We start from the raw sequence: 26,623 nt of genomic DNA on the forward strand, positions 1-26,623 counted from the left end.
TCATGGATATCTTGAAAAGTCGTCGTCGCTTTCTGGCCGGCCTGGCTGCGGTGGGTGTGTTCGGCCCGCTCACCCAGTGTGGCCTGGCGCGCATGGCCTTGGCCGGGCAAAACCAGCAGGCCAAGTTAAAAGTGGTTTTCTTTGTGGTACCTGATGGCCTGGCAGTCGACTCTGCAACCGCCTATTCCAGTGATGGTCGAGGCCTCTGGCATCCCGCTGCCGAAGCTTTGGACACTTCCGACTTCCAGCTCAACGAGGTCAGCCAGGAGCTTGCGGCCTATAAAGACCAGTCCTTGTACCTGCGTGGCACGATTCTGGGCCCTGGCAATGAAGGCCATAACGGCTGGACGTGGGCGTTGCGCGACCGTGAGAAGAAGATGGCGTCGATTGATGTGTTGCTTGGCCGCCATATGCCGGGGACCGATCCGTCCCAGCGGAGTCTTTTTGCCGGACCGCATTCAGGCATTGACGGGACCGCCTGGCAGGTATCCTGGGAAGGGCCGGAAAATGGCGGCGCAATGCGCAGGCCTGAGCAGGACCCGGTGTTGATGTACGAGAAAATCTTTGGCGCGGTCAGTCGTGAGGTGCGCGAGCAGCAGGTGCGAAACAGGCATGTATTTGATCCGGTGCTGGCGGATATCAACGAGCTGCGAGGCAGGCTTGCGGGGGCGCAAAAGCAGAAGCTAGATATGCAGCTTGATTCGGTTGAGCAGGTCATGAAAGACATGGAAGAAACTCTGCCACCCATTGGCGAATGTTCGCCTTTGCAGATGGACACGTTGCCGTTCAAATCTGCGGAATTTCGTAACCAGGTACAGCATCACCACCATCAGGTGGTTGCCACAGCGCTGGGGTGTGGCATCACGCGTGTAGCGACGATTCAAGTCGGGCGCTCGGCGGAGTCGCTCAATATCCTGGACGTCAGTAATGTGACCAACCCCCATGATTGCGCCCATCGTTATGCCGGGCTGGACGTATGGAAACGATCCCGGCAGTGGTATACCCAGCGAGCCAAGTTGTTCATGGACGAGTTGGCGAAGCGTGCCGATCCCGACGTGCCGGGTGACAGCCTGCTTGAACACACGCTGGTGGTATTCACCAGCGAGATGGCCGATGGTGCCCCCGAGCATACGAAGGATATGCCGCTGGTACTGATGGGCGGGGCCAGCGGGTTGTTGAAGAGCGGCGATGGCGCAGGACGCTATTTCAACATCACGACCCAGGGTGATCGTCAACAAGAAGGCAACCCGGTCATTGGCAATAAAATGGTCGATATGCAGCGAATCTGGGCCACCATCGCCCGGGCAGCCGGAACCGTTGTGCCCTACAACGGAAATATCGATCCGGTGAGCGGGTTGTTTACTAACGTTTGAGTCGCCTCGCGCTGCACTAAAAGCCGAAAAGTCCGTATGGCGGATTTTTCGGCTTTTTGCATTTGCACCCAATCGCCTTTGAGCCTGTTAAGCTGAAAATCAGGAGCGTTCCTACGCACATTTACATCACGTGGTTCTTCTTCAATGGCACTCGATCAGTTAAACCTGACGACCTCTGTTCTGTTCGATGCCCCCGGGACGCCGCTCTCGGGAACACGCTCTGCGAGTTTTACGCCATGAATAAACGTCCGTTGTATTTCGACTATGCCGCCACCACGCCAGTGGATGAGCGAGTTATCCAGGTGATGGTCGAGTGCCTGGGTTTCAATGCCAATTTTGGCAACCCTGCGTCCAGTTCCCATGCATTCGGCCAGGCGGCCCGGCAAACGGTTGAGCAGGCGCGACGGCAGGTAGCCGAATTGGTCGGCGCCCAGCCTGAGCAAATTGTCTGGACTTCCGGTGCCACCGAGTCCAACAACCTTGCGATCAAAGGGGTGGCCCAGGCGCGAGGGCTGGCGGGTGGGCATATCATCACCAGCCAGATCGAGCACAAAGCCACACTCGACACCGCGCGGCAGTTGCAGGAAGCCGGCGTGGCTGTGACCTATCTGGTGCCCGATGCCGATGGCTTGATCAGCGTTCAGGCTGTCAGTGAGGCATTGCGTGAGGACACCTTCCTGGTGTCTTTGATGCTGGTCAATAATGAACTGGGCACCCTTAACGACATTCCGGCTATCGGCGCGCGGGTGCGTGAGCAGGGCGCGCTGTTTCACGTGGATGCGGCACAGGGGGCGGGCAAGGTTGCCATTGACCTGGCGCAGTGGTCGGTGGATTTGATGTCTTTTTCCGCCCACAAGCTCTACGGCCCAAAAGGCATTGGCGCGCTGTACGTTGGGCCTCGTGCGCAACAGAAAGTGTTGGCGCAGATTCATGGCGGCGGCCACGAAGGTGGCTTGCGTTCGGGCACCCTGGCGACGCATCAGATTGCGGGCATGGGCACGGCGTTCGCTCTGGCGGCGGCGTACTTTGCTGAGGAAAAGGCGCAGATCGTGGCCTTGCGTGAACGTTTGTTGGAGCAGTTGGCGTCGATTCCCGGAGTACGCCTCAATGGCAGCCCAACCCAGCGTATTCCCCACACCCTCAGCCTGACGTTCAGCGAAGGCGAATTCAATGCGGCCGCCTTGAGTGCGGGCATTGCCTTTTCGGCGACTTCAGCGTGCAATTCGGCTAGCAATGCACCGTCCCACGTCCTGGTGGCCCTGGGGCATGATGCCCGCAGCGCTGGTCGCACTATTCGCTTGAGCCTGGGCCGGTTCACCACCGAGCGGGATATCGACGACGCTGTGCAATTGATCAAGACGGTACAGGCCAGCGCACCAGCGTTCTGGGCTGTCTGATACTTCATTTGCAATACATAACAATTATTAGTGGTTAGCAGGAGACACAATGAGTACGCAGCCTTTGACCCATGGAACGGTTCCCCAGCGCTTGGCGCATACCCGTGAACTGATGCGCCGCGAAGGCATTCACGCCCTGCTGGTGCCGTCGGCGGACCCGCACTTGTCCGAGTATTTGCCGGGTTACTGGCAAGGGCGCCAGTGGTTGTCCGGGTTTCATGGTTCGGTGGGCACCCTGATCGTCACGGCGGAGTTTGCCGGGATCTGGGCGGATAGCCGTTATTGGGAACAAGCGACCAAGGAGCTCAAGGGCAGCGGTATCGAGTTGGTGAAGCTGCAACCGGGTCAGCCTGGACCGTTGGAGTGGCTGGCCGAGCAAACCCCTGAGGGTGGCGTGGTGGCGGTGGACGGTGCGGTCATGGCCGTGGCCTCGGCACGTACCCTGGGTGGCAAATTAGCCGAGCGTGGCGCGCGTCTGCGTACCGATATCGATGTGCTCGATGAAGTCTGGCAAGACCGCCCGGCGTTGCCGAACCAGCCGATTTATCAGCACCTGCCGCCCCAAGCCACCGTCAGTCGTGGCGAGAAACTGGCAGCTTTGCGTGCCAGTTTGAAAGACAAGGGCGCCGATTGGCATTTCATCGCGACGCTGGATGACATCGCCTGGCTATTCAACCTGCGCGGCGCTGATGTTTCGTTCAATCCGGTGTTTGTGTCCTTTGCCTTGATCAATCAGCAACAGGCCACTTTGTTTGTGGCGTTGGGCAAGGTCGATGCGCAACTGCGGGCGGTGCTTGAGCAGGATGGCGTGACCCTGCGTGATTACAGCGAGGTGGCGCAAGCGCTGCGAGCGGTACCGGCGGGCGCAAGCTTGCAAGTAGACCCCGCCCGCGTCACCGCCGGCTTGCTGGAAAACCTCGACGCGGGCGTCAAGCTGGTTGAAAGCCTCAACCCCACCACACTGGCCAAATCCCGCAAGAGCCTGGCGGACGCGGAACATATCCGCCAAGCCATGGAGCAGGATGGGGCGGCGCTGTGTGAATTCTTTGCCTGGCTCGATAGCGCCCTGGGCCGTGAACGCATTACCGAACTGACGATTGACGAGCACCTGACCGCCGCGCGTACCCGCCGCCCCGGCTATGTATCGCTGAGTTTCAACACCATTGCCGCTTTCAACGCCAATGGCGCGATGCCGCATTACCACGCCACCGAAGAAGAGCATGCGCTGATCGAAGGTGATGGCTTGCTGTTGATCGACTCCGGCGGCCAGTACCTGGGCGGAACCACGGACATCACGCGGATGGTGCCTGTCGGTACACCGAGTGAGGAGCAGAAACGCGATTGCACGCGAGTGCTCAAGGGCGTGATTGCTCTGTCCCGTGCGCAGTTCCCCAAGGGCATTCTTTCACCGTTGCTGGATGCCATTGCCCGTGCGCCGATCTGGGCAGAAGGCGTCGACTACGGTCACGGCACAGGCCATGGCGTAGGTTATTTCCTCAACGTGCATGAAGGTCCGCAGGTCATTGCTTATCAGGCTGCTGCGGCGCCACAAACGGCGATGCAGCCAGGGATGATCACTTCAATTGAGCCGGGTACTTATCGCCCTGGCCGTTGGGGCGTGCGCATTGAGAACCTGGTGTTGAACCGTGAAGCGGGCAAGACCGAGTTTGGCGAATTTCTCAAGTTCGAAACCCTGACCCTGTGCCCGATTGATACCCGCTGCCTGGAGCCGTCGTTGCTGACGGCGGATGAGCGCGAATGGTTCAACGCGTATCACGCCCAGGTGCGTGAGCGTTTGAGCCCGCTGCTCAAGGGGGCAGCGCTTGAATGGTTGCAGGTGCGCACTGCGGCGATTTGATCGGTTGCGGCCAAGGCATTTCGGCTGCAGTCAACATCTAGCTGAGGGCTTCACGTACAAAGTCCAGACGGTCCTGGCCGAAGAACAGCTGGTTTCCTACAAAGAAACTGGGAGCGCCGAACACGCCGCGCTTAATGGCTTGTTCGGTTTTGTCCTTGAGAGCGTCCTTGACGGCTGCATCATTGGACAGGGCCAGTACCTGCTCGGGATCGAACCCCTGTTCGGTGAGCACATTGGCCACGACCTCTGGGTCGCCCAGGTGACGGCCCTCCACCCACAGTGCGCGGAACAGGCAGTCGATGAAGTCGAGGAAGCGCTCAGGCTGGTGGATTTGAATGCCGGTGACGGCGCGCATCAGCACCAAGGTATTGATGGGAAAGTGTGGGTTGAACCTGAGCGGCACGTTGTAGCGTTTGGCGTAACGCGTCAGGTCATCGAGCATGTAGCGACCCTTGGCGGGTACCATGATCGGCGAGGCATTGCCCGTGGCCTTGAATACACCGCCCAACAGCATCGGTTGATACACCACCTGTGCGCCCGTTTTGGCGCACAGCGCCGGCAACTGGGTATAGGCCAGGTAAGTGGCGGGGCTGCCGAGATCAAAGAAGAACTCCAGGGTTTTACTCATGGTCTGTACTTACTACTTATTGTTATAGAGGGAGTCACCAGGTTTCGTTCCAGGGGCGCAGGTCCAGTTCGAACGTCCAGGCGTCCCGTGGCTGGCGATGGAGGAACCAGTAGTTGTCGGCAATATGGTCAGGGTTGAGGAGGGCGTCCTGATCCTTGAGGGCGTATTTTTGCGGGAAGTTCTCGCGAATGAAGTCGGTATCGATGGCACCGTCGACCACCACATGGGCGACATGGATGTTCATCGGGCCTAACTCCCGCGCCATGCTTTGTGCCAGCGCGCGTATCCCATGCTTGGCGCCAGCGAAGGCGGCAAACCCCGCGCTTCCGCGCAAGCCGGCGGTGGCGCCGGTGAACAGGATAGTGCCGCGGTTACGCGTGACCATGCGCTTGGCGACTTCCCGTGCGTTCAGGAAGCCGGAGAAGCACGCCATCTCCCAGATTTTGAAGTACTTGCGTGCGGTTTCTTCCAGAATGCTGCAAGGCACATTGGCGCCGATGTTGAAGACGAACGCTTCAATAGGCCCCAGCTCGGTTTCGATTTGCTCGACCAGTGCGATCACGTCTTCTTCTTTGCGGGCATCACAGGCAAAACCATGGGCTTCACCGCCTGCCAATTGAATGCTTTCTACCAGGGGCTGCAGTTTGTCGGCGCTGCGACGGGTGACGCAGGCGATGTAGCCTTCGCGGGCAAAGCGTTTGGCTATGGCGCCGCCGGTCGCGTCACCGGCACCCACTACTAATACGATTTTCTTGTTGTGCGGCATGGGAACTCCATTGGCTCGATGATCGAGCAGGAGTTTAGCCTTCGTGCCGCAATTGGCCGGAATTTAAGATGAGCAGTCAGGAAAGACTGCTCGGGCAGCTATTTGCAGATGACGATCATACTGCGGCTGGTATAGCCGGCAGGGTTGAGGCCGAAGGGATAGTCCCCAGGCTCCTCGGAGTTGTCGCCGGATTTGGCTATCACCCGGTAGCCCTTGGCACCGCATGAATTGGCTGCACTGGTGTAGCACTGGTCCCAGGAGGAGGACAGGCCCGAACAGTTGATATGCAGCCCTTTTTTACCCCGTTTCACTTCTGTTTTTGTGGTTGCAGCACAGCCAGCGATGCCCATAACCAGCAACAGTATCAAAATTCGTTTCATTCCCATCCTTAATAGCCGCCCTGCAAAAGAACAGAGCCGCTTTACTCGCTCTCGAGCGAAGCGTTCATGCTGTCCGTGTCGAAATTCTCCATGAATGACATTCGGTTACGGACTAAACATGGCCTAAATGAGCGGCAAATACCAGAGCTGGCTTTAAAGATGATCAGTCGGCAGGCACCAGTGGTTTGGATTCGTTGCGCATCGTCAACGTGGCGCCTACGGAAGCCAGGATAATGCAGGTGATGGCCAGCCATTGGGCCAGGGATAAGTGCTCATGCAGAAAGAGCAGGCCGGAGAGGGCGCCGAACGCCGGTTCGATGCTCATGAGCGTGCCGAAGGTGCGAGCAGGGAGGCGAGTCAGTGCGACCATCTCCAAGGTGTAGGGCAAGGCGGTGGACAGAATCGCGACGCCAATGGCGATAGGGATCAGGGCCGGCGTCAGCAGCGCGGCGCCCGCATGCACGATGCCGATCGGTGCGACGAACAGGGCGGCAATCATTACGCCGAGTGCGGCGGTCTGAACACCATTGTCGTTCCCAGCCTTTTGGCCGAACAAGATATACAGGGCCCAGCATCCGCCTGCGCCCAGTGCGTACGCCGCGCCGACCCAGTCGATGCCGCTACTGGCCTCGCCCGTCGGAATCAACAGCAGCAGGCCGATGATAGCCAGGGCAATCCACAGGAAGTCGACAGCTCGGCGCGAGGCATAGATAGCGACGGCAAGCGGGCCTGTGAATTCGAGTGCTACGGCAATCCCCAGCGGTACGGTGCGAAGGGACATATAGAAGAGGAAGTTCATGCCGCCCAGCGCCATCCCGTAAATGATCACCGTGCGCAAGGACTTGGCTGTCAGCGTGGCGCGCCATGGGCGTAATAGCACCAGCATGATCACACTGGCGAAAATCAAACGCAGAGCAGTGGTGCCTTGTGCGCCAACAATAGGAAACATGCTTTTGGCCAATGACACGCCGGATTGGATGGACGCCATGGCGATCAATAGCAGGCCGATCGGAAACAATGCGGTTGCCAGGCTGCGAGGTGGAGTGGTCATTGCGGTAGTTCTTCCGAAGTCATGATCGATAAATACGTGGCGCTATGATGCTTGCCTGTCAGTGAATGAGCAATATATTGCTCAAGTACTGACTTGTAGCTATCTATATAGTGGGAATATCGGGTTTTTGAGGTATTTGATAGAAAAACCGAATAATTGTGTTGACGACAGATTCTGGAAGCCTATAATTCGCCCCACTTCCGGCGCAGTCGAAACGGAAAACTCCTTGGTAAACAACGAGTTACGCAGTTTTCGACAGCAAGTTGCTTCAGTTCATCGAAGCCGAAAGGGAGTTGAAAAAGAGGTGTTGACAGCAGCGTGTAACGCTGTAGAATTCGCCTCCCGCTTACGAGAGATCGCAAGCGCAAGTGGTTGAAGTTGTTGAAGAAATCTTCGAAAACTTCTGAAAATAACCACTTGACAGCAAATGAGGCTGCTGTAGAATGCGCGCCTCGGTTGAGACGAAAGATCTTAACCAACCGCTCTTTAACAACTGAATCAAGCAATTCGTGTGGGTGCTTGTGGAGTCAGACTGATAGTCAACAAGATTATCAGCATCACAAGTTACTCCGCGAGAAATCAAAGATGTAACCAACGATTGCTGAGCCAAGTTTAGGGTTTCTTAAAAACCCAAAGATGTTTGAACTGAAGAGTTTGATCATGGCTCAGATTGAACGCTGGCGGCAGGCCTAACACATGCAAGTCGAGCGGTAGAGAGAAGCTTGCTTCTCTTGAGAGCGGCGGACGGGTGAGTAATGCCTAGGAATCTGCCTGGTAGTGGGGGATAACGTTCGGAAACGGACGCTAATACCGCATACGTCCTACGGGAGAAAGCAGGGGACCTTCGGGCCTTGCGCTATCAGATGAGCCTAGGTCGGATTAGCTAGTTGGTGGGGTAATGGCTCACCAAGGCGACGATCCGTAACTGGTCTGAGAGGATGATCAGTCACACTGGAACTGAGACACGGTCCAGACTCCTACGGGAGGCAGCAGTGGGGAATATTGGACAATGGGCGAAAGCCTGATCCAGCCATGCCGCGTGTGTGAAGAAGGTCTTCGGATTGTAAAGCACTTTAAGTTGGGAGGAAGGGTTGTAGATTAATACTCTGCAATTTTGACGTTACCGACAGAATAAGCACCGGCTAACTCTGTGCCAGCAGCCGCGGTAATACAGAGGGTGCAAGCGTTAATCGGAATTACTGGGCGTAAAGCGCGCGTAGGTGGTTTGTTAAGTTGGATGTGAAATCCCCGGGCTCAACCTGGGAACTGCATTCAAAACTGACTGACTAGAGTATGGTAGAGGGTGGTGGAATTTCCTGTGTAGCGGTGAAATGCGTAGATATAGGAAGGAACACCAGTGGCGAAGGCGACCACCTGGACTAATACTGACACTGAGGTGCGAAAGCGTGGGGAGCAAACAGGATTAGATACCCTGGTAGTCCACGCCGTAAACGATGTCAACTAGCCGTTGGAAGCCTTGAGCTTTTAGTGGCGCAGCTAACGCATTAAGTTGACCGCCTGGGGAGTACGGCCGCAAGGTTAAAACTCAAATGAATTGACGGGGGCCCGCACAAGCGGTGGAGCATGTGGTTTAATTCGAAGCAACGCGAAGAACCTTACCAGGCCTTGACATCCAATGAACTTTCTAGAGATAGATTGGTGCCTTCGGGAACATTGAGACAGGTGCTGCATGGCTGTCGTCAGCTCGTGTCGTGAGATGTTGGGTTAAGTCCCGTAACGAGCGCAACCCTTGTCCTTAGTTACCAGCACGTAATGGTGGGCACTCTAAGGAGACTGCCGGTGACAAACCGGAGGAAGGTGGGGATGACGTCAAGTCATCATGGCCCTTACGGCCTGGGCTACACACGTGCTACAATGGTCGGTACAGAGGGTTGCCAAGCCGCGAGGTGGAGCTAATCCCATAAAACCGATCGTAGTCCGGATCGCAGTCTGCAACTCGACTGCGTGAAGTCGGAATCGCTAGTAATCGCGAATCAGAATGTCGCGGTGAATACGTTCCCGGGCCTTGTACACACCGCCCGTCACACCATGGGAGTGGGTTGCACCAGAAGTAGCTAGTCTAACCTTCGGGAGGACGGTTACCACGGTGTGATTCATGACTGGGGTGAAGTCGTAACAAGGTAGCCGTAGGGGAACCTGCGGCTGGATCACCTCCTTAATCGACGACATCAGCTGCTCCATAAGTTCCCACACGAATTGCTTGATTCATTGAAGAAGACGAAAGAAGCAGCCCGAAATTGGGTCTGTAGCTCAGTTGGTTAGAGCGCACCCCTGATAAGGGTGAGGTCGGCAGTTCGAATCTGCCCAGACCCACCAATTTTGTGTGGGAAACGCCTGTAGAAATACGGGGCCATAGCTCAGCTGGGAGAGCGCCTGCCTTGCACGCAGGAGGTCAACGGTTCGATCCCGTTTGGCTCCACCACTACTGCTTCTGTTTGTATAAAGCTTAGAAATGAGCATTCCATCGTTGTGATGGTGAATGTTGATTTCTAGTCTTTGACTAGTTCGTTCTTTAAAAATTTGGGTATGTGATAGAAAGATAGACTGAACGTTACTTTCACTGGTAACGGATCAGGCTAAGGTAAAATTTGTGAGTTCTCTTAATTGAGAAATTCGAATTTTCGGCGAATGTCGTCTTCACAGTATAACCAGATTGCTTGGGGTTATATGGTCAAGTGAAGAAGCGCATACGGTGGATGCCTTGGCAGTCAGAGGCGATGAAAGACGTGGTAGCCTGCGAAAAGCTTCGGGGAGTCGGCAAACAGACTTTGATCCGGAGATGTCTGAATGGGGGAACCCAGCCATCATAAGATGGTTATCTTGTACTGAATACATAGGTGCAAGAGGCGAACCAGGGGAACTGAAACATCTAAGTACCCTGAGGAAAAGAAATCAACCGAGATTCCCTTAGTAGTGGCGAGCGAACGGGGACTAGCCCTTAAGTGGCTTTGAGATTAGCGGAACGCTCTGGAAAGTGCGGCCATAGTGGGTGATAGCCCTGTACGCGAAAATCTCTTAGTCATGAAATCGAGTAGGACGGAGCACGAGAAACTTTGTCTGAATATGGGGGGACCATCCTCCAAGGCTAAATACTACTGACTGACCGATAGTGAACTAGTACCGTGAGGGAAAGGCGAAAAGAACCCCGGAGAGGGGAGTGAAATAGATCCTGAAACCGTATGCGTACAAGCAGTGGGAGCCCACTTTGTTGGGTGACTGCGTACCTTTTGTATAATGGGTCAGCGACTTATTTTCAGTGGCGAGCTTAACCGAATAGGGGAGGCGTAGCGAAAGCGAGTCTTAATAGGGCGTCTAGTCGCTGGGAATAGACCCGAAACCGGGCGATCTATCCATGGGCAGGTTGAAGGTTGGGTAACACTAACTGGAGGACCGAACCGACTACCGTTGAAAAGTTAGCGGATGACCTGTGGATCGGAGTGAAAGGCTAATCAAGCTCGGAGATAGCTGGTTCTCCTCGAAAGCTATTTAGGTAGCGCCTCATGTATCACTGTAGGGGGTAGAGCACTGTTTCGGCTAGGGGGTCATCCCGACTTACCAAACCGATGCAAACTCCGAATACCTACAAGTGCCGAGCATGGGAGACACACGGCGGGTGCTAACGTCCGTCGTGAAAAGGGAAACAACCCAGACCGTCAGCTAAGGTCCCAAAGTTATGGTTAAGTGGGAAACGATGTGGGAAGGCTTAGACAGCTAGGAGGTTGGCTTAGAAGCAGCCACCCTTTAAAGAAAGCGTAATAGCTCACTAGTCGAGTCGGCCTGCGCGGAAGATGTAACGGGGCTCAAACCATACACCGAAGCTACGGGTATCACGTAAGTGATGCGGTAGAGGAGCGTTCTGTAAGCCTGTGAAGGTGAGTTGAGAAGCTTGCTGGAGGTATCAGAAGTGCGAATGCTGACATGAGTAACGATAATGGGTGTGAAAAACACCCACGCCGAAAGACCAAGGTTTCCTGCGCAACGTTAATCGACGCAGGGTTAGTCGGTCCCTAAGGCGAGGCTGAAAAGCGTAGTCGATGGAAAACAGGTTAATATTCCTGTACTTCTGGTTATTGCGATGGAGGGACGGAGAAGGCTAGGCCAGCTTGGCGTTGGTTGTCCAAGTTTAAGGTGGTAGGCTGGAATCTTAGGTAAATCCGGGATTCTAAGGCCGAGAGCTGATGACGAGTTACCTTTTAGGTAACGAAGTGGTTGATGCCATGCTTCCAAGAAAAGCTTCTAAGCTTCAGGTAACCAGGAACCGTACCCCAAACCGACACAGGTGGTTGGGTAGAGAATACCAAGGCGCTTGAGAGAACTCGGGTGAAGGAACTAGGCAAAATGGCACCGTAACTTCGGGAGAAGGTGCGCCGGTGAGGGTGAAGGACTTGCTCCGTAAGCTCATGCCGGTCGAAGATACCAGGCCGCTGCGACTGTTTATTAAAAACACAGCACTCTGCAAACACGAAAGTGGACGTATAGGGTGTGACGCCTGCCCGGTGCCGGAAGGTTAATTGATGGGGTTAGCTAACGCGAAGCTCTTGATCGAAGCCCCGGTAAACGGCGGCCGTAACTATAACGGTCCTAAGGTAGCGAAATTCCTTGTCGGGTAAGTTCCGACCTGCACGAATGGCGTAACGATGGCGGCGCTGTCTCCACCCGAGACTCAGTGAAATTGAAATCGCTGTGAAGATGCAGTGTATCCGCGGCTAGACGGAAAGACCCCGTGAACCTTTACTATAGCTTTGCACTGGACTTTGAATTTGCTTGTGTAGGATAGGTGGGAGGCTTTGAAGCGTGGACGCCAGTCTGCGTGGAGCCATCCTTGAAATACCACCCTGGCAACTTTGAGGTTCTAACTCAGGTCCGTTATCCGGATCGAGGACAGTGTATGGTGGGTAGTTTGACTGGGGCGGTCTCCTCCTAAAGAGTAACGGAGGAGTACGAAGGTGCGCTCAGACCGGTCGGAAATCGGTCGTAGAGTATAAAGGCAAAAGCGCGCTTGACTGCGAGACAGACACGTCGAGCAGGTACGAAAGTAGGTCTTAGTGATCCGGTGGTTCTGTATGGAAGGGCCATCGCTCAACGGATAAAAGGTACTCCGGGGATAACAGGCTGATACCGCCCAAGAGTTCATATCGACGGCGGTGTTTGGCACCTCGATGTCGGCTCATCACATCCTGGGGCTGAAGCCGGTCCCAAGGGTATGGCTGTTCGCCATTTAAAGTGGTACGCGAGCTGGGTTTAGAACGTCGTGAGACAGTTCGGTCCCTATCTGCCGTGGACGTTTGAGATTTGAGAGGGGCTGCTCCTAGTACGAGAGGACCGGAGTGGACGAACCTCTGGTGTTCCGGTTGTCACGCCAGTGGCATTGCCGGGTAGCTATGTTCGGAATAGATAACCGCTGAAAGCATCTAAGCGGGAAACTAGCCTCAAGATGAGATCTCACTGGAACCTTGAGTTCCCTGAAGGGCCGTCGAAGACTACGACGTTGATAGGTTGGGTGTGTAAGCGCTGTGAGGCGTTGAGCTAACCAATACTAATTGCCCGTGAGGCTTGACCATATAACACCCAAGCAATTTGAGTCGAAAGGCCAGATTGCGGTGTGTGAAGACGAAAATGAACCGAAAGTTCGACGCTCACAAAACACCACGATCTATCACATACCCAATTTGCTGAAGCGAGGCCACTTGGTCACGACTCAGTACCCGAATTTCTTGACGACCATAGAGCATTGGAACCACCTGATCCCATCCCGAACTCAGCAGTGAAACGATGCATCGCCGATGGTAGTGTGGGGTTTCCCCATGTGAGAGTAGGTCATCGTCAAGATTAAATTCCGAAACCCCAATTGCGAAAGCAGTTGGGGTTTTGTTTTGGGCGCTCGAAAATTCCAGCGCTTTCAGCAACATTAAATAAGCTGCCGTTGAGGGAATTCGATACAAAGTGTTTCTGCATTTTTGCTATGGTGCAGCACATTTTCACAAGGATTGATCTTTATCCGCAGGATGCGGCGTCGACCTTTTCCAACGAGATGCTGTAGAAATGCCTGAACCAATACCTATCAAAGATCACGAAAAAGAAAACCGTTTGGTCAACAAACGTTTGTTTGCCTGCGCATTGCTGGTAATTGGGATCACGTGCGCCTTGGTGGGGCGTATGTATTTTTTGCAAGTCGTGCAGTACGACTACCACTCAACAATTTCGGAAAACAACCGGGTCCACGTACTGCCCATCGCACCGACTCGCGGCTTGATCTATGACCGTAATGGTGTAGTCCTGGCCGACAACCGCCCGAGTTACAACTTGACCATCACCCGTGAGCGCACAGCCGACCTCAAGGGTGAACTGGACGAAATCGTCAATCTGCTGCATCTGCCAGCCGAAGACCGTGCGGTGTTTGATAAGGCGCTCAAGCAGGCCCGCCACCCGTTTGTTCCCGTCACGTTGTTCTACGAGTTGACCGAAGAGCAGATCGCCGTTTTGGCCGTCAACGAGTTCCGTCTACCTGGGGTGGACGTGGAACCACAATTCGTTCGCCACTACCCCCTGGGCGCGCACTTCGCCCATTCCATTGGCTACGTCGGTCGTATTAACGAAAAGGAATCCAAGACCCTTGATTCGGTGGAGTACCGCGGTACCCAATCTATCGGCAAAACCGGAATCGAGCGTTTTTACGAGTCTGAACTGCATGGCCATGTCGGTTATGAAGAGGTAGAGACCAACGCACAGGGCCGTGTGCTGCGCGTGCTCAAGCACACCGATCCGATCCCTGGCAAAAACATCGTCCTGAGCCTTGACGTCAAGCTACAGGAAGCTGCCGAAGAGGCCTTGGGTGACCGTCGTGGTTCGGTGGTCGCCCTGGACCCGCAGACCGGTGAAGTACTGGCTATGGTCAGTAAACCGAGTTTCGATCCGAACCTGTTTGTCACAGGCATTAGCTTCAAGGAGTACGCTGCGCTACACGACTCCATTGACCGACCGCTGTTCAACCGCGTGTTACGCGGGCTTTATGCGCCGGGCTCAACCATCAAGCCGGAAGTGGCCATCGCCGGTCTTGACAGTGGCGTTGTTACTCCACAAACCCGAGTGTTCGACCCGGGTTACTATCAGTTGCCAGACTTTGACCATAAATACCGCAACTGGAACCACAGTGGTGACGGCTGGGTGGACATGGACGCGGCCATCATGCGTTCCAACGACACTTACTTCTACGATCTGGCCCATAAACTCGGGATCGATCGCCTGCATGACTATCTGGCCGAGTTCGGCCTGGGTCAGAAAGTGTCCCTGGATATGTTCGAAGAGTCTGCCGGCTTAATGCCATCCCAGGCCTGGAAGCGTGCAACCCGACGCCAGCCGTGGTTCCCAGGCGAAACCGTGATCCTCGGCATTGGTCAAGGCTACATGCAAGTAACACCTCTGCAATTGGCCCAGGCCACTGCATTGATCGCCAACAAAGGCGTATGGAACCGACCGCACCTGGCCAAGACAATCAATGGTGTGCCACCGGTGGATGAGCACCCAATGCCCAACGTGATCCTCAAGGACCCGCGTGACTGGGAACAGGTCAACCATGGCATGCAATTGGTGATGCACGATCCCCGCGGTATCGCCCGAGCGGCAGCGCAAGGCGCGCAATACCGCATCGCCGGCAAGAGTGGTACCGCCCAGGTGGTGGCGATCAAGCAGGGTGAGCGCTACAACCGTAACAAGACGTTGGAGCGGCATCGCGATAACGCCTTGTTCGTCGGTTTCGCGCCGGCCGAACATCCGAAAATCGTGATTTCAGTCATGATCGAAAACGGTGAGGCCGGCGGCCGTGTAGCCGGGCCTGTGGTGCGACAGATCATGGATGCCTGGCTGCTCGACCAGGAAGGCCATCTCAAGCCGCAATATGCAGCGCCGGCCAAGGCGCCCGGCGATCCAAGGGTTTGACTCAAACCTCCCACTCATCCCAGCGTGCTACGCCGTCATAGGCCAGCCACGGTACTTCATGGGCCGTCCAGATATGCGAGGTGGGCCTGACGCCCGGATCATCATCCAGCGTCGCCACCCGCACGATCACGTGAGGCTGATGCCCACGCTCAGCGATCAGATGTGAGCCGCAGCGCGAGCAGAAATGTCTGAATTTGCCCGGTGAAGATTCAAATGACGACAGCAGCTCTTCACCCTGCGTCCAGCGAAAATGCTCACGCATCACCCCGGCCGTGGCAACAAATGCTGCCGCGTGCGCCTTGCGGCAGCTTGCGCAGTGGCAGTGGCTGATGGGCATGTCCAGGCTGTCCACTTGATAGCGCACACCTTTGCACAAGCAACTTCCATCCAGTGGGTCAGTCATAACCTATGGCCAGGCAAGGAGGGGGTCATCATCATCGCGCACAACGCAAGGTTGCGCATTGGTTGATGTCGCCTACTGTTCAATGAAGGAGGTGACTTATGCACGTATTAGATCGCATCGAACGTAAAGTCCTGCTCAATGCGTCACGTAAACAGGTCTGGGAGGCTCTCACGGAGGCCGAGCAATTTGGTCGCTGGTTCGGTATCGCGCTTAAGGGTAAGACCTTTGTGGCTGGGGAAACCATCGAAGCGCCGATTACCTATCCAGGTTATGAACATGTCGTATGGAAGGCCCGGATCGAACGTATCCTGCCTCAAACGCTGTTTTCCTTCTGGTGGCATCCTTTTGCAGTGGAAGAGGGCGTCGACTACGACAAAGAGGCGCCGACGCTGGTGGAGTTCACGATTGAAGATCGCGCTCCAGGCATTCTGTTGCGGGTCGTTGAGTCCGGTTTTGACAAGGTGCCCGAAGCGCGGCGTCAGAAAGCCTTCAAGATGAACTCTCGTGGCTGGGATGAGCAAATGGGCAATATCGAAAATTATCTGAGCAAGCCCCCAACAAGGTGATGGCGCACACCGGAGGGCAGTCTTCACTCCCCTAGGCAGACAGGCCGCTGACGGGCTCACAAAGCACGTTCAGCTCGATGCCTTTTCTTGATTTGCTGGCCTTCATGCACATAGCGGTCGGTGGTGGCGTTTGCACGGATGCCGAGTAGAATCACGCCCTGAAAGCGATTCCTGAGGTGCGGTACGGTGGATTTACAGCAGGGTTTTGTCCTGACCCGGCATTGGCGCGATACCCCGGCGGGTACGGAGGTCAGCTTCTGGCTAGCCACCGACCAAGGGCCAAGGTGCATTCGCCTACCCGTGCAGACCTCGGTGGTTTTCATCCCAGAGGCCCATCGCAAGCCACTCGATTGGCTGCTCAAGGGGGAGCGCGATCTCGAGTTGCGCCCCTTGCAGCTATGCGACTTTCATCACCGCCCGGTTCTGGGCCTCTATGCGCGCCAGCACCGCCAGTTGATGGATATCGAGAAGCGCCTGCGTGCTGCCGGGGTCGATGTCTACGAAGGTGACGTGCGCCCTCCGGAGCGCTACATGATGGAGCGTTTTATCACCGCTCCCGTCTGGTTCGGTGGCACCGCTGATGCAAGCGGCACCTTGCTCGACGCGCAAATGAAGCCTGCCCCCGACTACCGTCCTCCCTTGAAGCTGGTGTCCCTGGACATCGAGACCACCGCCCAGGGCGATCTTTACTCCATCGCTCTTGAAGGCTGTGGCGAACGCCAGGTGTACATGCTCGGCCCGCCGAACAAAACCGACGCCGTGGATTTCAAGCTCGACTATTGCGACACCCGCGCTCAACTGATCGAACACCTCAACCAATGGCTGGCCACTTTTGACCCCGACGCGATCATCGGCTGGAACGTGGTGCAGTTCGACCTGCGCGTACTCCACGAACACGCCCAGCGCCTGAACGTGCCGCTGTTGCTCGGGCGTGGCGGTGAGGCCATGGCCTGGCGCGAACACGGCAGCCGCAATCACTACTTTGCGGCGGCGGCAGGAAGACTGATCATCGACGGTATCGAAGCGCTGCGTTCGGCCACTTGGAGTTTTGAATCCTTCAGCCTGGAAAACGTTGCGCAAACCCTGCTCGGCGAAGGCAAGGACATCTCCACGCCGTACCAGCGCATGGACGAAATCAACCGCATGTTTGCCGAGGACAAGCCTGCTCTCGCGCGCTACAACCTCAAGGACTGCGAACTGGTCACGCGGATTTTCGAGAAGACCGAGTTGCTCAAGTTCCTGCTGGAACGTGCCAGCGTCACCGGGTTGCCGGCCGACCGTAACGGCGGCTCCGTGGCCGCCTTCACCCACCTGTACATGCCGTTGATGCACCGCCAGGGTTTTGTAGCACCGAACCTGGGCGACAAACCGCCCCAAGCCAGCCCCGGCGGGTTTGTCATGGACTCGCGCCCGGGCCTCTATGAATCGGTGCTGGTGCTGGACTACAAAAGCCTTTACCCGTCGATCATCCGCAGCTTCCTCATCGACCCGGTGGGCTTGATCGAAGGTCTCAAGCATCCCGACGACAGCGATTCGGTGGAAGGCTTTCGCGGAGCGCGCTTCTCCCGCACCCGGCATTGCCTGCCGTCCATCGTCACGCGGGTGTCCGAAGGCCGCGAAGAGGCCAAGCGCGAGCGCAATGCGCCGTTGTCCCAGGCACTGAAGATCATCATGAACGCCTTTTACGGTGTGCTCGGCTCCAGCGGCTGCCGGTTCTTCGACACCCGGCTGGCGTCCTCGATTACCCTGCGTGGGCATCAGATCATGCGCCAGACCCGCGCACTGGTTGAGGCCCAAGGGTACGAGGTGATTTACGGCGACACCGACTCCACCTTCGTCTGGCTGGGCAGCGCGCACTCTGCGCAGGACGCCAATCGCATCGGCCTGGCGCTGGTGCAGCACGTCAACGACTGGTGGCGCGCGCACCTGAGCAACGAGTACGGCCTGCAAAGCGCCCTGGAACTGCAATACGAAACCCACTTCAGTCGCTTCCTGATGCCGACCATTCGTGGCGCCGAGGAGGGCAGCAAAAAGCGCTATGCGGGCCTGGTCGTGCGCGAAGATGGCAGTGAAGACATGGTCTACAAAGGCCTGGAAACCGTGCGCAGCGACTGGTCGCCCCTGGCCCGGCAATTCCAGCAGGAACTCTACCAACGCATCTTCCATCGCCAACCCCATCAGGACTACATACGCGACTACGTGCGGCGTACCTTGAGCGGCGAATTCGATGAGTTGTTGATCTACCGCAAACGCCTGCGCCGGCCCTTGCACGACTACGAACGCAACGTCCCGCCCCACGTACGCGCCGCGCGCCTGGCAGACGAGTACAACGACCGCCAGGGCCGCCCGCGCCAGTACCAGCGCGGTGGCTGGATCAGCTACGTGATCAGTGTCAACGGCCCGGAACCGCTGGAAGTGCGGCAGGCGCCCATCGACTACGACCACTACGTCACGCGCCAATTGCAGCCCGTGGCCGACGCAATCCTGCCCTTCGTGAATGACGATTTCGGTACCCTGGTAGGCGGGCAGATGGGGCTATTCTAGGTAATCACCACAGGCTCAATATTGCCCATCGCTCAGGAGGAAACGCCCATGTACACCCTTTATGGCACCGACGAATCCGGCTCCTGCATGATCGAAATCGCCCTGCAGCGCTGCGCAGTGCCATGGCATCGCGTGCAGGCCAGTTCCTGGCAGGACGGCGAGGGTAGCGACGCGCTTGCACGTATCAATCCACTCAAGCAGATCCCCACCCTGGTCACTCCAAATGGCCAGGTACTGACCGAAAGCGCCGCGATCCTGATCCACCTGGGCCTGGAGTATCCCAAGGCCGAGTTGCTGGCTGGCGATCGTACGCAGATCCTGCGCGGCTTGCTGTATATCGCCGCCAACTGCTATTCGGCGATCGGCATCATCGACTACCCGCAACGCTGGTTGGGCAATGCCGATGAGGCGCAACAAGCGCAACTGGTCAGCGGCACACGGCGCTACCTGCATCAGGCTTGGGTCGTGTTTGCCGATCAGTTTGCCGGCCAGCTGTTTACCCCGAGCAACGCGCCGAATGCACTGGGCATCATGGCGGCAGCGGTGTCGCGTTGGGACGACGCGCGCGAGGTGCTCGGCAACCTGGCGCCGGGCTTTGCGCAGAGCCTGGAGCGGGTAGACGCTGACTCTGTCGTGGCCCCCGTTTTTGCCCGGCATTGGCCGCAGTGGAAGGTCTCGTAACCGGAAGAAACAATGACCGAGCCACTGTCCAAGCCCTTGCGTAGCGGGCTTCCTGACCTACGCTTCTCAAAGTGGTGTAGGAATCATCCTTGAATTTGGCTGTCGCAGACATGAAACTCAAGAACCCTGCATGGAATTCAAAGGAGGTGCGCATGCTCATCCGGTCGCTGACCCTGGCTACCTTGATGGCTTTTACGGGGCCGTTGTTGGCCGCTGATGATAATCCGCTCAAGCAGGAATTGGGCAAGACGCGCCCCCTGGTGGTCGTGGAGCTTGATGCTGGAAACCCGACACTGGCAACGCTGAAGAAACAACTGGAAGAGGCTGCCACCAAACAGGCCTTCGAAGAGCGCAGCATGGTGTTCTACACCGTGAAGTTCGGCAGCATTGGTGCCGAAGGGGAGAAGTTCGCCAAGGATCCCAAAGACAGCAAAAAGCTCACGCCGCCTGAAACCAACGCACTGATCCGTGCCCTCAAGCTCGGCGTCGGCAGCGGCACCAAAGTGATTCTGATCGGCAAGGACGGCGAGAAAAAACTCGAGAAAACCGTGCCGCCGGACAGCCTCGACCTGAAGGAATTCTTCAGCGCCATCGACCAGATGCCGATGGCAGAAAAAGAAGCAGCTGCCGTGGCAGAACCTGAGCCTGCCGCACCTGCTGCGCCGGCCAAGGGGGCCAAACCTGGCAAACCCGTCAGCAAGTCGGCGCCTCAGCAACTTGATGATTAACTACATGACCCATGTGGGAGCTGGCTTGTTGTGGCAAGCCCGCTTCCCCATTAGTCCTGTAGTGCTTTTACGGTTTAGGCGCTTTGCGCACTGGAAACGGAAAATAGAAAAACCGCAAGAACGCCACCCGCTTGATCACTTCCCCGATCAGCAACGGCACCAACAGTGCCACCACCAAACCTACACATGCCGCCATGAACGGATGCAGGCCCAGGCGCTCCATCAGGTCAAACGTCTTGTGCTGGATTTCGCCATGGAAGATCAACAGAATCAGGGTGGACTGGCCGATATAGGTCATCACTCGGGTGAGCAGCGCCGACACCATCAACACCCGCGCCAGCGCCCAGCAAATGTACACGCCGATCACTGCCAGCAGGCTGGTCCACAGCCAGTGGTCGTAGCGTCGCTGGGCCAAGTCCATGGTGTCGTGGCTGTAAATGAACACGGCGGCGAACAGCACCACCGAGATCAACAGGGTCAGCAACGAACCTTCATGCCGGCGCAGCCAATCGCGCAGCAAGTAGCCATAGATGAAGTAGGTGCTGCTGATCAGCGTGACGTCGAGGCTGAAGGGCAGGCCGGGCAACGTCCAGGTGTGGTCACCGACGCTCACCGGTATCTGCCAGAACCATTGCAGCGTCCAGATGCCTAGCAACAGTTGCACGCCGATCAGCATGCAGGCGACCACCAGGGGCAGCTTCAAGCGCTGGATCAGCCGCAGCATCAGCCAGCTGAATAGAATCGCCACCCAGAAGTGCGGCAAGAACCACAGCGCTTGCCATGGGATAGTGTCCACCGAGGCATACAGCACGCCGCCTATATCCGGCAGCAGCGGTTGCCCCCGCAGTACGTCACGTACGATCACGTACAGCAGCATGGTGAAAAAAAACGGCTTGAGCAGGCCATCGGCCTTGCGCACCGCCATCTCCACGAACGGTTGCTCGGGCTTGAAGAACACCCCTGACAGGAAAAAGAACAACGGCAGCACGAACGACGCCAGGATCGGGTACATCAAGTCCAGCGAGGTGGCGACGAACCAACTGTGGCCATACACAATAATCAGGATACCAATGCCCTTGGCGATATCCATTTGAATCCAGCGATGTTTCATCTAAGTCTTCCCGAACGATCATTCACGCCTTGCGCCACGGCCTAAGCCACAGCCCCATGCCCAGCAACACCAAAGCACCTGCCAGGGTACTCAACCCCAATTGCAGCCATACGTCTTGCAACCCGAACAACACCAGCGCCGCCAGCCCCAGCATCAACGTGCCGAGCAGCCAGTGCCGCGCCCAAGGCAGTGCCGTGAGCAGCCCCTGGCGCTGCATCAGCAGCAGCGCGGTGCAGATCACCCCAGCCAACGCCGCCAACGGAATACCGGCCAGGCCAAATGCAAACGGCAGTACGCAGAGCAACAGCACATTGACCAGGCTGCCCAATAATTCACAACGCAGCGGCTGGCGCGTATCACCCGCGGCATACGCATAGCGCGCCAGCAGGGCGTTCCATGCGCCAAACACCAAGGGTACGGCAAACCATGCCAGCAGCAGTGGCAGAGGCGAATCAACCGATTGCTTGGGCAGCAGCAACGCCACCAGACTGGGCGCCGCCGCCACCAGGCCGACGCCCGCCGGCAGCGTCAGCACACTGGCGGTTTCCAGGCCGCGCTTGAGCAGGGCCAGGCGTTCATCGCCCTGACGGCGGCTCATCATGCCCAGCAGCACCTGGTTGAGGCTCATCAGCGCAATCAGTGGCAGGTTCATCAGCTTGCGGGCCAGGTTGACCCAGGTCACCGCGCCTTCCCCCAGCAGCGACGCCACCAGGCGTTCGATCAAAGCCAAGCCCTGGCTGGCGCCGTTGCTCAGTAACAGCGGGCCTATACGCTGGCCCAACTCCCGCAGGGGGGCAACCGCCAGCTGCATGCGCCACGGCCGCCAGCCCTGACGCCAAATCGACGGCAACAACGCCAAAGGCATCAACAGGCTACCGGCGAGACAGGCCAAGGCGAGGCTATGGGGTTGACTGGCCGTGCCGGCCAACGCGAGATAGGCCACCGGCGGCAGGTTAAACAACAACGAGCCGAGCCCTGCCAGCACAAAACGCTCGCTGGCCTGCAAGGGAATACTGAACAGTGCATGCAGCATCAAGCCTGGCACGCACCAGGCCACGACCTGCAAATTGCTGGCGGCCAGGGCGGTGGCACTGGTCGCCAGCCCTGGGCCCAGTACTTGCACCAGCCAGGGGGCTGACAGCATCAGCAGCAGACTGACCAGCAGGGCGACCAACAGCAATGCCGGGAACAACACGGCCAGCCAATCGAGGCGCTCGCTGTCCTTGCGCTGCAAGTAGAGCGGCAACGCGGCGGCGCTCAACACGCCACCGGCCAGCGACATTCGCAGCGCCTCGGGCAAGAACAGTGCGATCAAGAACGCATCACTGCGCTCCCCCGCGCCCCAGGCCGCCACCAGTAACCATTCGCGTGCGAACCCCAGGCACAGGCCGAGCAGGGTCGCCAGCGTCAGCCATACGGCAGAACCGAGCATCAGGGGCGCGCGCCATCAAGCAGCGGCTTGCGAAAAACCACAGTCTTGACCTGTGGCAGGCGCGCTGGGAACAAGCGCCGTGCTTCCAGCACATTGATCCCAACCATCAGCCAGAACAGCGCGACCATCACGACGGCAAAACTGAAGTAGTGGTCAAATAACCCACTGACCAGCGCCGACAGAATTCCTGCCGTGCTGCCCAGCCACAGGGCATTGTCCTTGGTCAGGCGGATCGGGCCTTTTTCCGGCCTGGCTTCACGCCACCAACGCACCGTAACGGCTATAAAGAGCAGCATGCCGACGATGCCGGTCTTGTAGATAAAGTTCAGCCACAGGTTGGAGATCCCCAGCAAGTGTGTGCCCGGTACCGGAGGGTCAACCTTGAAGCCAATGCCGAACGGATACGCCACCATGGCCTGGGGGAACATGCGGTATTCATCAAAACGAACTTCGGTGCTGGCGTTGCTCGACGAAAAGATCGTCGCCAAGCGTTCCTGCAGCGGTGGATAGGCCATTACCAAGGCCACGGTCAACGCCGCGCCGATCATCAACAAGCGTCCGGTGTAAGGCACGCGGCGGGTGGCCATCCACATCAATACCAGCGCCAGGCTGACCATCGCGCCACGGCTGCTGGCCAACAGCAACGCCGCCGCTCCCAGGCACGCCACGCCAAGGCCCAGCGCACGTTTGAAACCTTGTTCGGTCATGCCGTAACAGAACGCCAGGGGCAGCAACAGCGCCATGATCCCGCCGATGGCGTTCGGGTGCATCCACGGTGAACCCATGCGCGACGACATGGCTTCCAGGCCGAATTTCAACATGTCGAAGTTGCCGTAGTTGAGAAGGGCGAGAATCGGCGCAATCCCTGCCCCGGAGCGCGTGCGCACGAACACGGCGATCGACATCACCAGCATCGCCAGAGTGCCCAGCAGCAAGGCGATCACCAGGCTTTCGCGGCGTTTATAGTCCACCAGCAGCTTGGCGGCCAGGAACACCCCCGACAGGTTCAACAACCAGCGCAGCCAGTTGGCTACGCCGCTGCTTTCGGCGTGGATGCTCACCTGGCCAACGATAAACGGGAACACGCTGAACAGCATCAGCCACAGCAGCATCTGGTCGGTGGGCCGGCGTGCCAGGCGCGGTGCATCGGGCAGGCGTGACAGGAAGCTGTGCCACAGCACGGCGCCCCAGGTCAGCGCCAGGATGGCTTCGCTTACCGTGCTGCGGATGCCCAGGTTGAGGGTGGAGTAGGGCATGAAGGTCGCGACCAGGGCAAACAGCAATAAGCCCCAGAAGGGAAAGCGCAGGATGGTCACGGCTGCCGCAACACCCATCACAGCGAGAAAGGCCTTGGCCGGTGACAGCGCCAGGGCGGCTGCACCAAACAGCACGCCGAAGAGGATGGCGACGAGGCTTGCCAGGGAGAGTCTCATTTCAGTTCCTCGATCAGTTCGGCCAGGCGCCGACGATAGGCGTTTGGGTTGTAGCGTTCGGCCCATTGCTTGCGTTGTTCTGCAGAAGACTCGTCGCTGCGCTCGCCCAGGCTCAGCATCAGTTGCACCAACGCCGGGCCATCGGTCGGGGAAAACCGCGGCGCCGACGGCGGGGTGATTTCATCCAGCGAGGTACCGCTGGCCACGGCCACAGGTGTGCCGACGCTCAGCGCTTCAATCACCGGTAAACCAAACCCTTCCGCGTAGGAGGGCTGCCACACACGCGACGCCTGGCGGTACAACGCCTGCAGTTGGGCATCGGTGACACCACTGAGTGCGCGAATTCCCGGTAGCCCGCGCAGTGCTTCGGGCAAATGCTCAAGGCTGCCCACCAGCACCAATTCCGGTACAGCGGGTGATTGCTGCCGCGCCTGCTGCCAGGCCTTCACCAGAAAGGGTACGTTCTTGCGCAACTCGCGAGTACCCACCAGTAGCCAGAAGGCTTCGGGTAAGTGGCGATCAGACAGGTCTGCTGCCGGCTCATTGAACCCATCCACCTGATTGGGCAGCACACGCACCTTGCCCGCCGCCTGGGGAAACAGGCGTACGGTTTCATCGGCACTGTATTGCGAGGGTGTCCACACGCGGTCGGCGCTGCGCACCGCATAGGCAATCGACAGCCGGTCGCTGGTCTTGTAGACCAGGGCCTTGAGGCGATTGGCGTGGTAGTTGTCCAACGTGATCTGGAACAGGTCGTGCAGCAGTACCACAGTGCGCAGCCCCTTGGGCTTGGGTGGTAATGGCAAGCCCATATTGAAGGTGCTGATGTACAGGTCAATCTGTTGTTCGCGCAGGGCCCGGGGTAAAAAGCCGGCTTCGAAACGCAGGCGATTCTGTGGCTGATGCATCGCCGTCTTCGCGCAACCCCAGGTCGGGCAGTGGGCCTGCAAGCGTGTCTGGTCGCCCAGCGGGGCCACGGTAAACCGTTCCAATTCGATACCCGGCAAGGCACGCAAGGCGCTTTCCAGGGCATACACCTGGCGGCTGATACCCGATTGCGGCGAGGTGCCGACAGTGCGGTAATCCAGGCCTACACGCATACAGGCTCCTTTTGAGTGAGCGGCGACAGGCTGGCGTACACCTGCTCCAATTGGCTGGCGGCCACGCTCCAGTCATGGGCGCGCCGCACATAGGCGCGCCCGGCTTCGCCCATGGGCGCTGCGGCCGCGGGGAATTGCAGCAGGCGTACTACAGCATTCGCCAGGTCAGCGGCGGTTTGCCCTGCGAGGTAGTCCAAGCCGTCGACCAGGTCCAGGCCCGACACGCCCTGCTCGGTGCTGGCCAGGGGCAGGCCGGCCGCCAGCGCTTCCAGCACTTTGAGCTTGGAGCCGCCGCCATGGCGCAACGGTGCCAGGAACACTGAACAACTCGATTGCAGGCTCAGCAGGTTCGGTACGAAGCCTTGCCACTCAATGCGGGGGTCCTGCCAGCGCTCGCGCCAGCCGTCGGGCATGCCGAAACCGCACACGCTCATGCGCGCATCCGGGCAGTGCTCCCAGACTTTGGGCAGGATTTCATCCAGGGCCCACTCGATCGCGTCCACATTGGGCGCGTACTCATAGTTCCCGAGAAACAGTACACGGCGTGTCGATGGATCTGGGTGTGCAGCGGCAAAGTGGTCGCAGTCCACGCCATTGACCACCACCGACACCGGTTTGCCGGCGATGCCTTGCATCACCTGTGCATCGCTGTCGGTTACTGCTACCACCTGGGTAGCCTGGCGCATTACCCGGCGTTCCCAGCGCATATAGCGCCATTGATCGTAGCGAATGAACGGCAGCGCCCAGCTCGGCAGGCGGTCATAGGTGGCCGCGCCCAGGGCCGATTCCACGTTGTGTTCGGTGAGCACGAAGGGCTGGGACTTGCGCACCAGGGCGTCTTCATACGGCTGGAAGCTGTAGCTGTGTTCTATTTGCACCACATCCCAGTGCTCATTGAGCAGTTGGTTGAATCGGTCCTGCAACGCCCCCGACAGCCCATTCACGCTGGCCAGCAAGGGGTAGGGTGCAAAGAGTCCGGCCACCAGGGTCTTCACGCTGCGCAGTGGGCGGCGGGGCAAGATGATCAATTGCTCGAGAAAGGCTTCCAGTACCTGGCGATCGGTCAGCGATACCGGGTGTTTGTCATGCAGGAGCAAGGTGATCCGATGCCCCCGGGCCGCCAGGCTGCGCAGCAGGTGGAACTGACGCGTCTTGCCGCCGCTGGTGGCGGGCCAGGGTGAGTAGGGCAGGATCCATAAAATGCGCATGACGGGTT

The 26,623-nt window shown here is 57.9% G+C and carries 18 protein-coding genes, 2 tRNA genes and 3 rRNA genes; 13 read left to right on the forward strand and 10 right to left on the reverse strand.

The window, feature by feature from the left end:
- The first annotated feature begins 2 nt into the window (after positions 1–2).
- The 3 genes from HU730_RS00660 to HU730_RS00670 all read left to right on the forward strand — a co-directional run bounded on the left by HU730_RS00660 (position 3) and on the right by HU730_RS00670 (position 4,628).
- Positions 3–1,373, forward strand: coding sequence for a DUF1552 domain-containing protein (locus tag HU730_RS00660; RefSeq protein WP_186527854.1), 1,371 nt, complete (start codon positions 3–5; stop codon positions 1,371–1,373).
- A 236-nt stretch (positions 1,374–1,609) separates the two neighbouring features.
- Positions 1,610–2,770 carry an aminotransferase class V-fold PLP-dependent enzyme gene (locus HU730_RS00665; RefSeq protein ID WP_072448078.1) on the forward strand — a complete coding sequence of 387 codons (1,161 nt, stop codon included), beginning with the start codon at positions 1,610–1,612 and terminating at the stop codon, positions 2,768–2,770.
- Positions 2,771–2,819: 49 nt separating this feature from the next.
- On the forward strand, positions 2,820–4,628 hold the full coding sequence (locus HU730_RS00670; RefSeq protein WP_096144442.1) for an aminopeptidase P family protein: 1,809 nt from the start codon (positions 2,820–2,822) through the stop codon (positions 4,626–4,628).
- Positions 4,629–4,665: 37 nt separating this feature from the next.
- Here HU730_RS00670 and HU730_RS00675 read toward each other — a convergent pair whose 3' ends face one another.
- The 4 genes from HU730_RS00675 to rhtA all read right to left on the reverse strand — a co-directional run bounded on the left by HU730_RS00675 (position 4,666) and on the right by rhtA (position 7,453).
- Positions 4,666–5,256 carry a 2-hydroxychromene-2-carboxylate isomerase gene (locus HU730_RS00675; protein WP_034127257.1) on the reverse strand — a complete coding sequence of 197 codons (591 nt, stop codon included), beginning with the start codon at positions 5,254–5,256 and terminating at the stop codon, positions 4,666–4,668.
- Between the two features lie 34 nt (positions 5,257–5,290).
- Positions 5,291–6,022, reverse strand: coding sequence for an SDR family oxidoreductase (locus HU730_RS00680; RefSeq protein ID WP_127881423.1), 732 nt, complete (start codon positions 6,020–6,022; stop codon positions 5,291–5,293).
- Positions 6,023–6,120: 98 nt separating this feature from the next.
- Positions 6,121–6,402: a hypothetical protein gene (locus tag HU730_RS00685; RefSeq protein WP_186527855.1), complete on the reverse strand. Its 282-nt coding sequence runs from the start codon at positions 6,400–6,402 to the stop codon at positions 6,121–6,123.
- A gap of 163 nt (positions 6,403–6,565) precedes the next feature.
- Complete coding sequence (gene rhtA / locus HU730_RS00690) at positions 6,566–7,453, reverse strand: threonine/homoserine exporter RhtA (RefSeq protein WP_186527856.1); 888 nt, start codon at positions 7,451–7,453, stop codon at positions 6,566–6,568.
- Between the two features lie 642 nt (positions 7,454–8,095).
- Between rhtA and HU730_RS00695 the strand changes: the two genes are divergently transcribed.
- The 6 genes from HU730_RS00695 to mrdA all read left to right on the forward strand — a co-directional run bounded on the left by HU730_RS00695 (position 8,096) and on the right by mrdA (position 15,409).
- Positions 8,096–9,632: ribosomal RNA gene (locus HU730_RS00695) — 16S ribosomal RNA — on the forward strand.
- 81 nt (positions 9,633–9,713) lie between these two features.
- A tRNA-Ile gene (locus tag HU730_RS00700) sits at positions 9,714–9,790 on the forward strand.
- Between the two features lie 30 nt (positions 9,791–9,820).
- A tRNA-Ala gene (locus HU730_RS00705) sits at positions 9,821–9,896 on the forward strand.
- A gap of 247 nt (positions 9,897–10,143) precedes the next feature.
- A 23S ribosomal RNA gene (locus HU730_RS00710) occupies positions 10,144–13,035 on the forward strand.
- A 152-nt stretch (positions 13,036–13,187) separates the two neighbouring features.
- Positions 13,188–13,303 (forward strand): 5S ribosomal RNA (rrf, locus tag HU730_RS00715).
- The 16S, 23S and 5S rRNA genes sit together here with 2 tRNA genes alongside, the layout of an rRNA operon.
- A gap of 213 nt (positions 13,304–13,516) precedes the next feature.
- Complete coding sequence (mrdA, locus tag HU730_RS00720) at positions 13,517–15,409, forward strand: penicillin-binding protein 2 (RefSeq protein ID WP_186527796.1); 1,893 nt, start codon at positions 13,517–13,519, stop codon at positions 15,407–15,409.
- A 1-nt stretch (position 15,410) separates the two neighbouring features.
- Here the strand turns inward: mrdA and HU730_RS00725 are convergent, their stop codons facing one another.
- Entirely contained in the window at positions 15,411–15,812 is a 402-nt protein-coding gene (locus tag HU730_RS00725; RefSeq protein ID WP_186527797.1) for a GFA family protein, read from the reverse strand.
- 98 nt (positions 15,813–15,910) lie between these two features.
- Here HU730_RS00725 and HU730_RS00730 point away from each other — a divergent pair, with 98 nt between their 5' ends.
- From HU730_RS00730 to HU730_RS00745, 4 genes are all read left to right on the forward strand, one after another.
- Positions 15,911–16,378, forward strand: a complete 468-nt coding sequence (locus HU730_RS00730; RefSeq protein ID WP_034125846.1) for an SRPBCC family protein — start codon at positions 15,911–15,913, stop codon at positions 16,376–16,378.
- Positions 16,379–16,564: 186 nt separating this feature from the next.
- On the forward strand, positions 16,565–18,922 hold the full coding sequence (locus tag HU730_RS00735) for a DNA polymerase II (RefSeq protein ID WP_186527798.1): 2,358 nt from the start codon (positions 16,565–16,567) through the stop codon (positions 18,920–18,922).
- Between the two features lie 48 nt (positions 18,923–18,970).
- Positions 18,971–19,603 carry a glutathione S-transferase gene (locus HU730_RS00740; protein WP_186527799.1) on the forward strand — a complete coding sequence of 211 codons (633 nt, stop codon included), beginning with the start codon at positions 18,971–18,973 and terminating at the stop codon, positions 19,601–19,603.
- A gap of 152 nt (positions 19,604–19,755) precedes the next feature.
- A complete protein-coding gene (locus HU730_RS00745) occupies positions 19,756–20,331 on the forward strand; it encodes a DUF4174 domain-containing protein (RefSeq protein ID WP_186527814.1) in 576 nt (191 codons plus the stop codon).
- A gap of 67 nt (positions 20,332–20,398) precedes the next feature.
- On the opposite strand, the gene HU730_RS00750 is transcribed toward HU730_RS00745, so the two are convergent.
- The 5 genes from HU730_RS00750 to HU730_RS00770 are packed head-to-tail and all read right to left on the reverse strand — an operon-like array spanning position 20,399 to position 26,615.
- Complete coding sequence (locus HU730_RS00750) at positions 20,399–21,442, reverse strand: acyltransferase family protein (RefSeq protein WP_034125843.1); 1,044 nt, start codon at positions 21,440–21,442, stop codon at positions 20,399–20,401.
- 22 nt (positions 21,443–21,464) lie between these two features.
- Positions 21,465–22,874 (reverse strand): lipid II flippase MurJ, encoded by a 1,410-nt coding sequence (locus tag HU730_RS00755; RefSeq protein ID WP_106118136.1) that lies wholly within the window; start codon positions 22,872–22,874, stop codon positions 21,465–21,467.
- Positions 22,874–24,307: an O-antigen ligase family protein gene (locus tag HU730_RS00760; RefSeq protein ID WP_054898211.1), complete on the reverse strand. Its 1,434-nt coding sequence runs from the start codon at positions 24,305–24,307 to the stop codon at positions 22,874–22,876. Before HU730_RS00760 ends, HU730_RS00755 begins: the two co-directional genes overlap by 1 nt.
- The gene (locus tag HU730_RS00765) at positions 24,304–25,407 is read right to left on the reverse strand and encodes a glycosyltransferase family 1 protein (RefSeq protein WP_089042743.1); all 1,104 of its coding nucleotides are present in this window, start codon (positions 25,405–25,407) and stop codon (positions 24,304–24,306) included. The genes HU730_RS00760 and HU730_RS00765 overlap by 4 nt, the downstream gene beginning before the upstream one ends.
- Positions 25,398–26,615 (reverse strand): glycosyltransferase family 4 protein, encoded by a 1,218-nt coding sequence (locus HU730_RS00770; protein WP_034125839.1) that lies wholly within the window; start codon positions 26,613–26,615, stop codon positions 25,398–25,400. The genes HU730_RS00765 and HU730_RS00770 overlap by 10 nt, the downstream gene beginning before the upstream one ends.
- Positions 26,616–26,623 lie beyond the last annotated feature (8 nt).

The organism is Pseudomonas sp. SWRI22, from assembly GCF_014268395.2.
Lineage (GTDB): Bacteria > Pseudomonadota > Gammaproteobacteria > Pseudomonadales > Pseudomonadaceae > Aquipseudomonas > Aquipseudomonas paracarnis.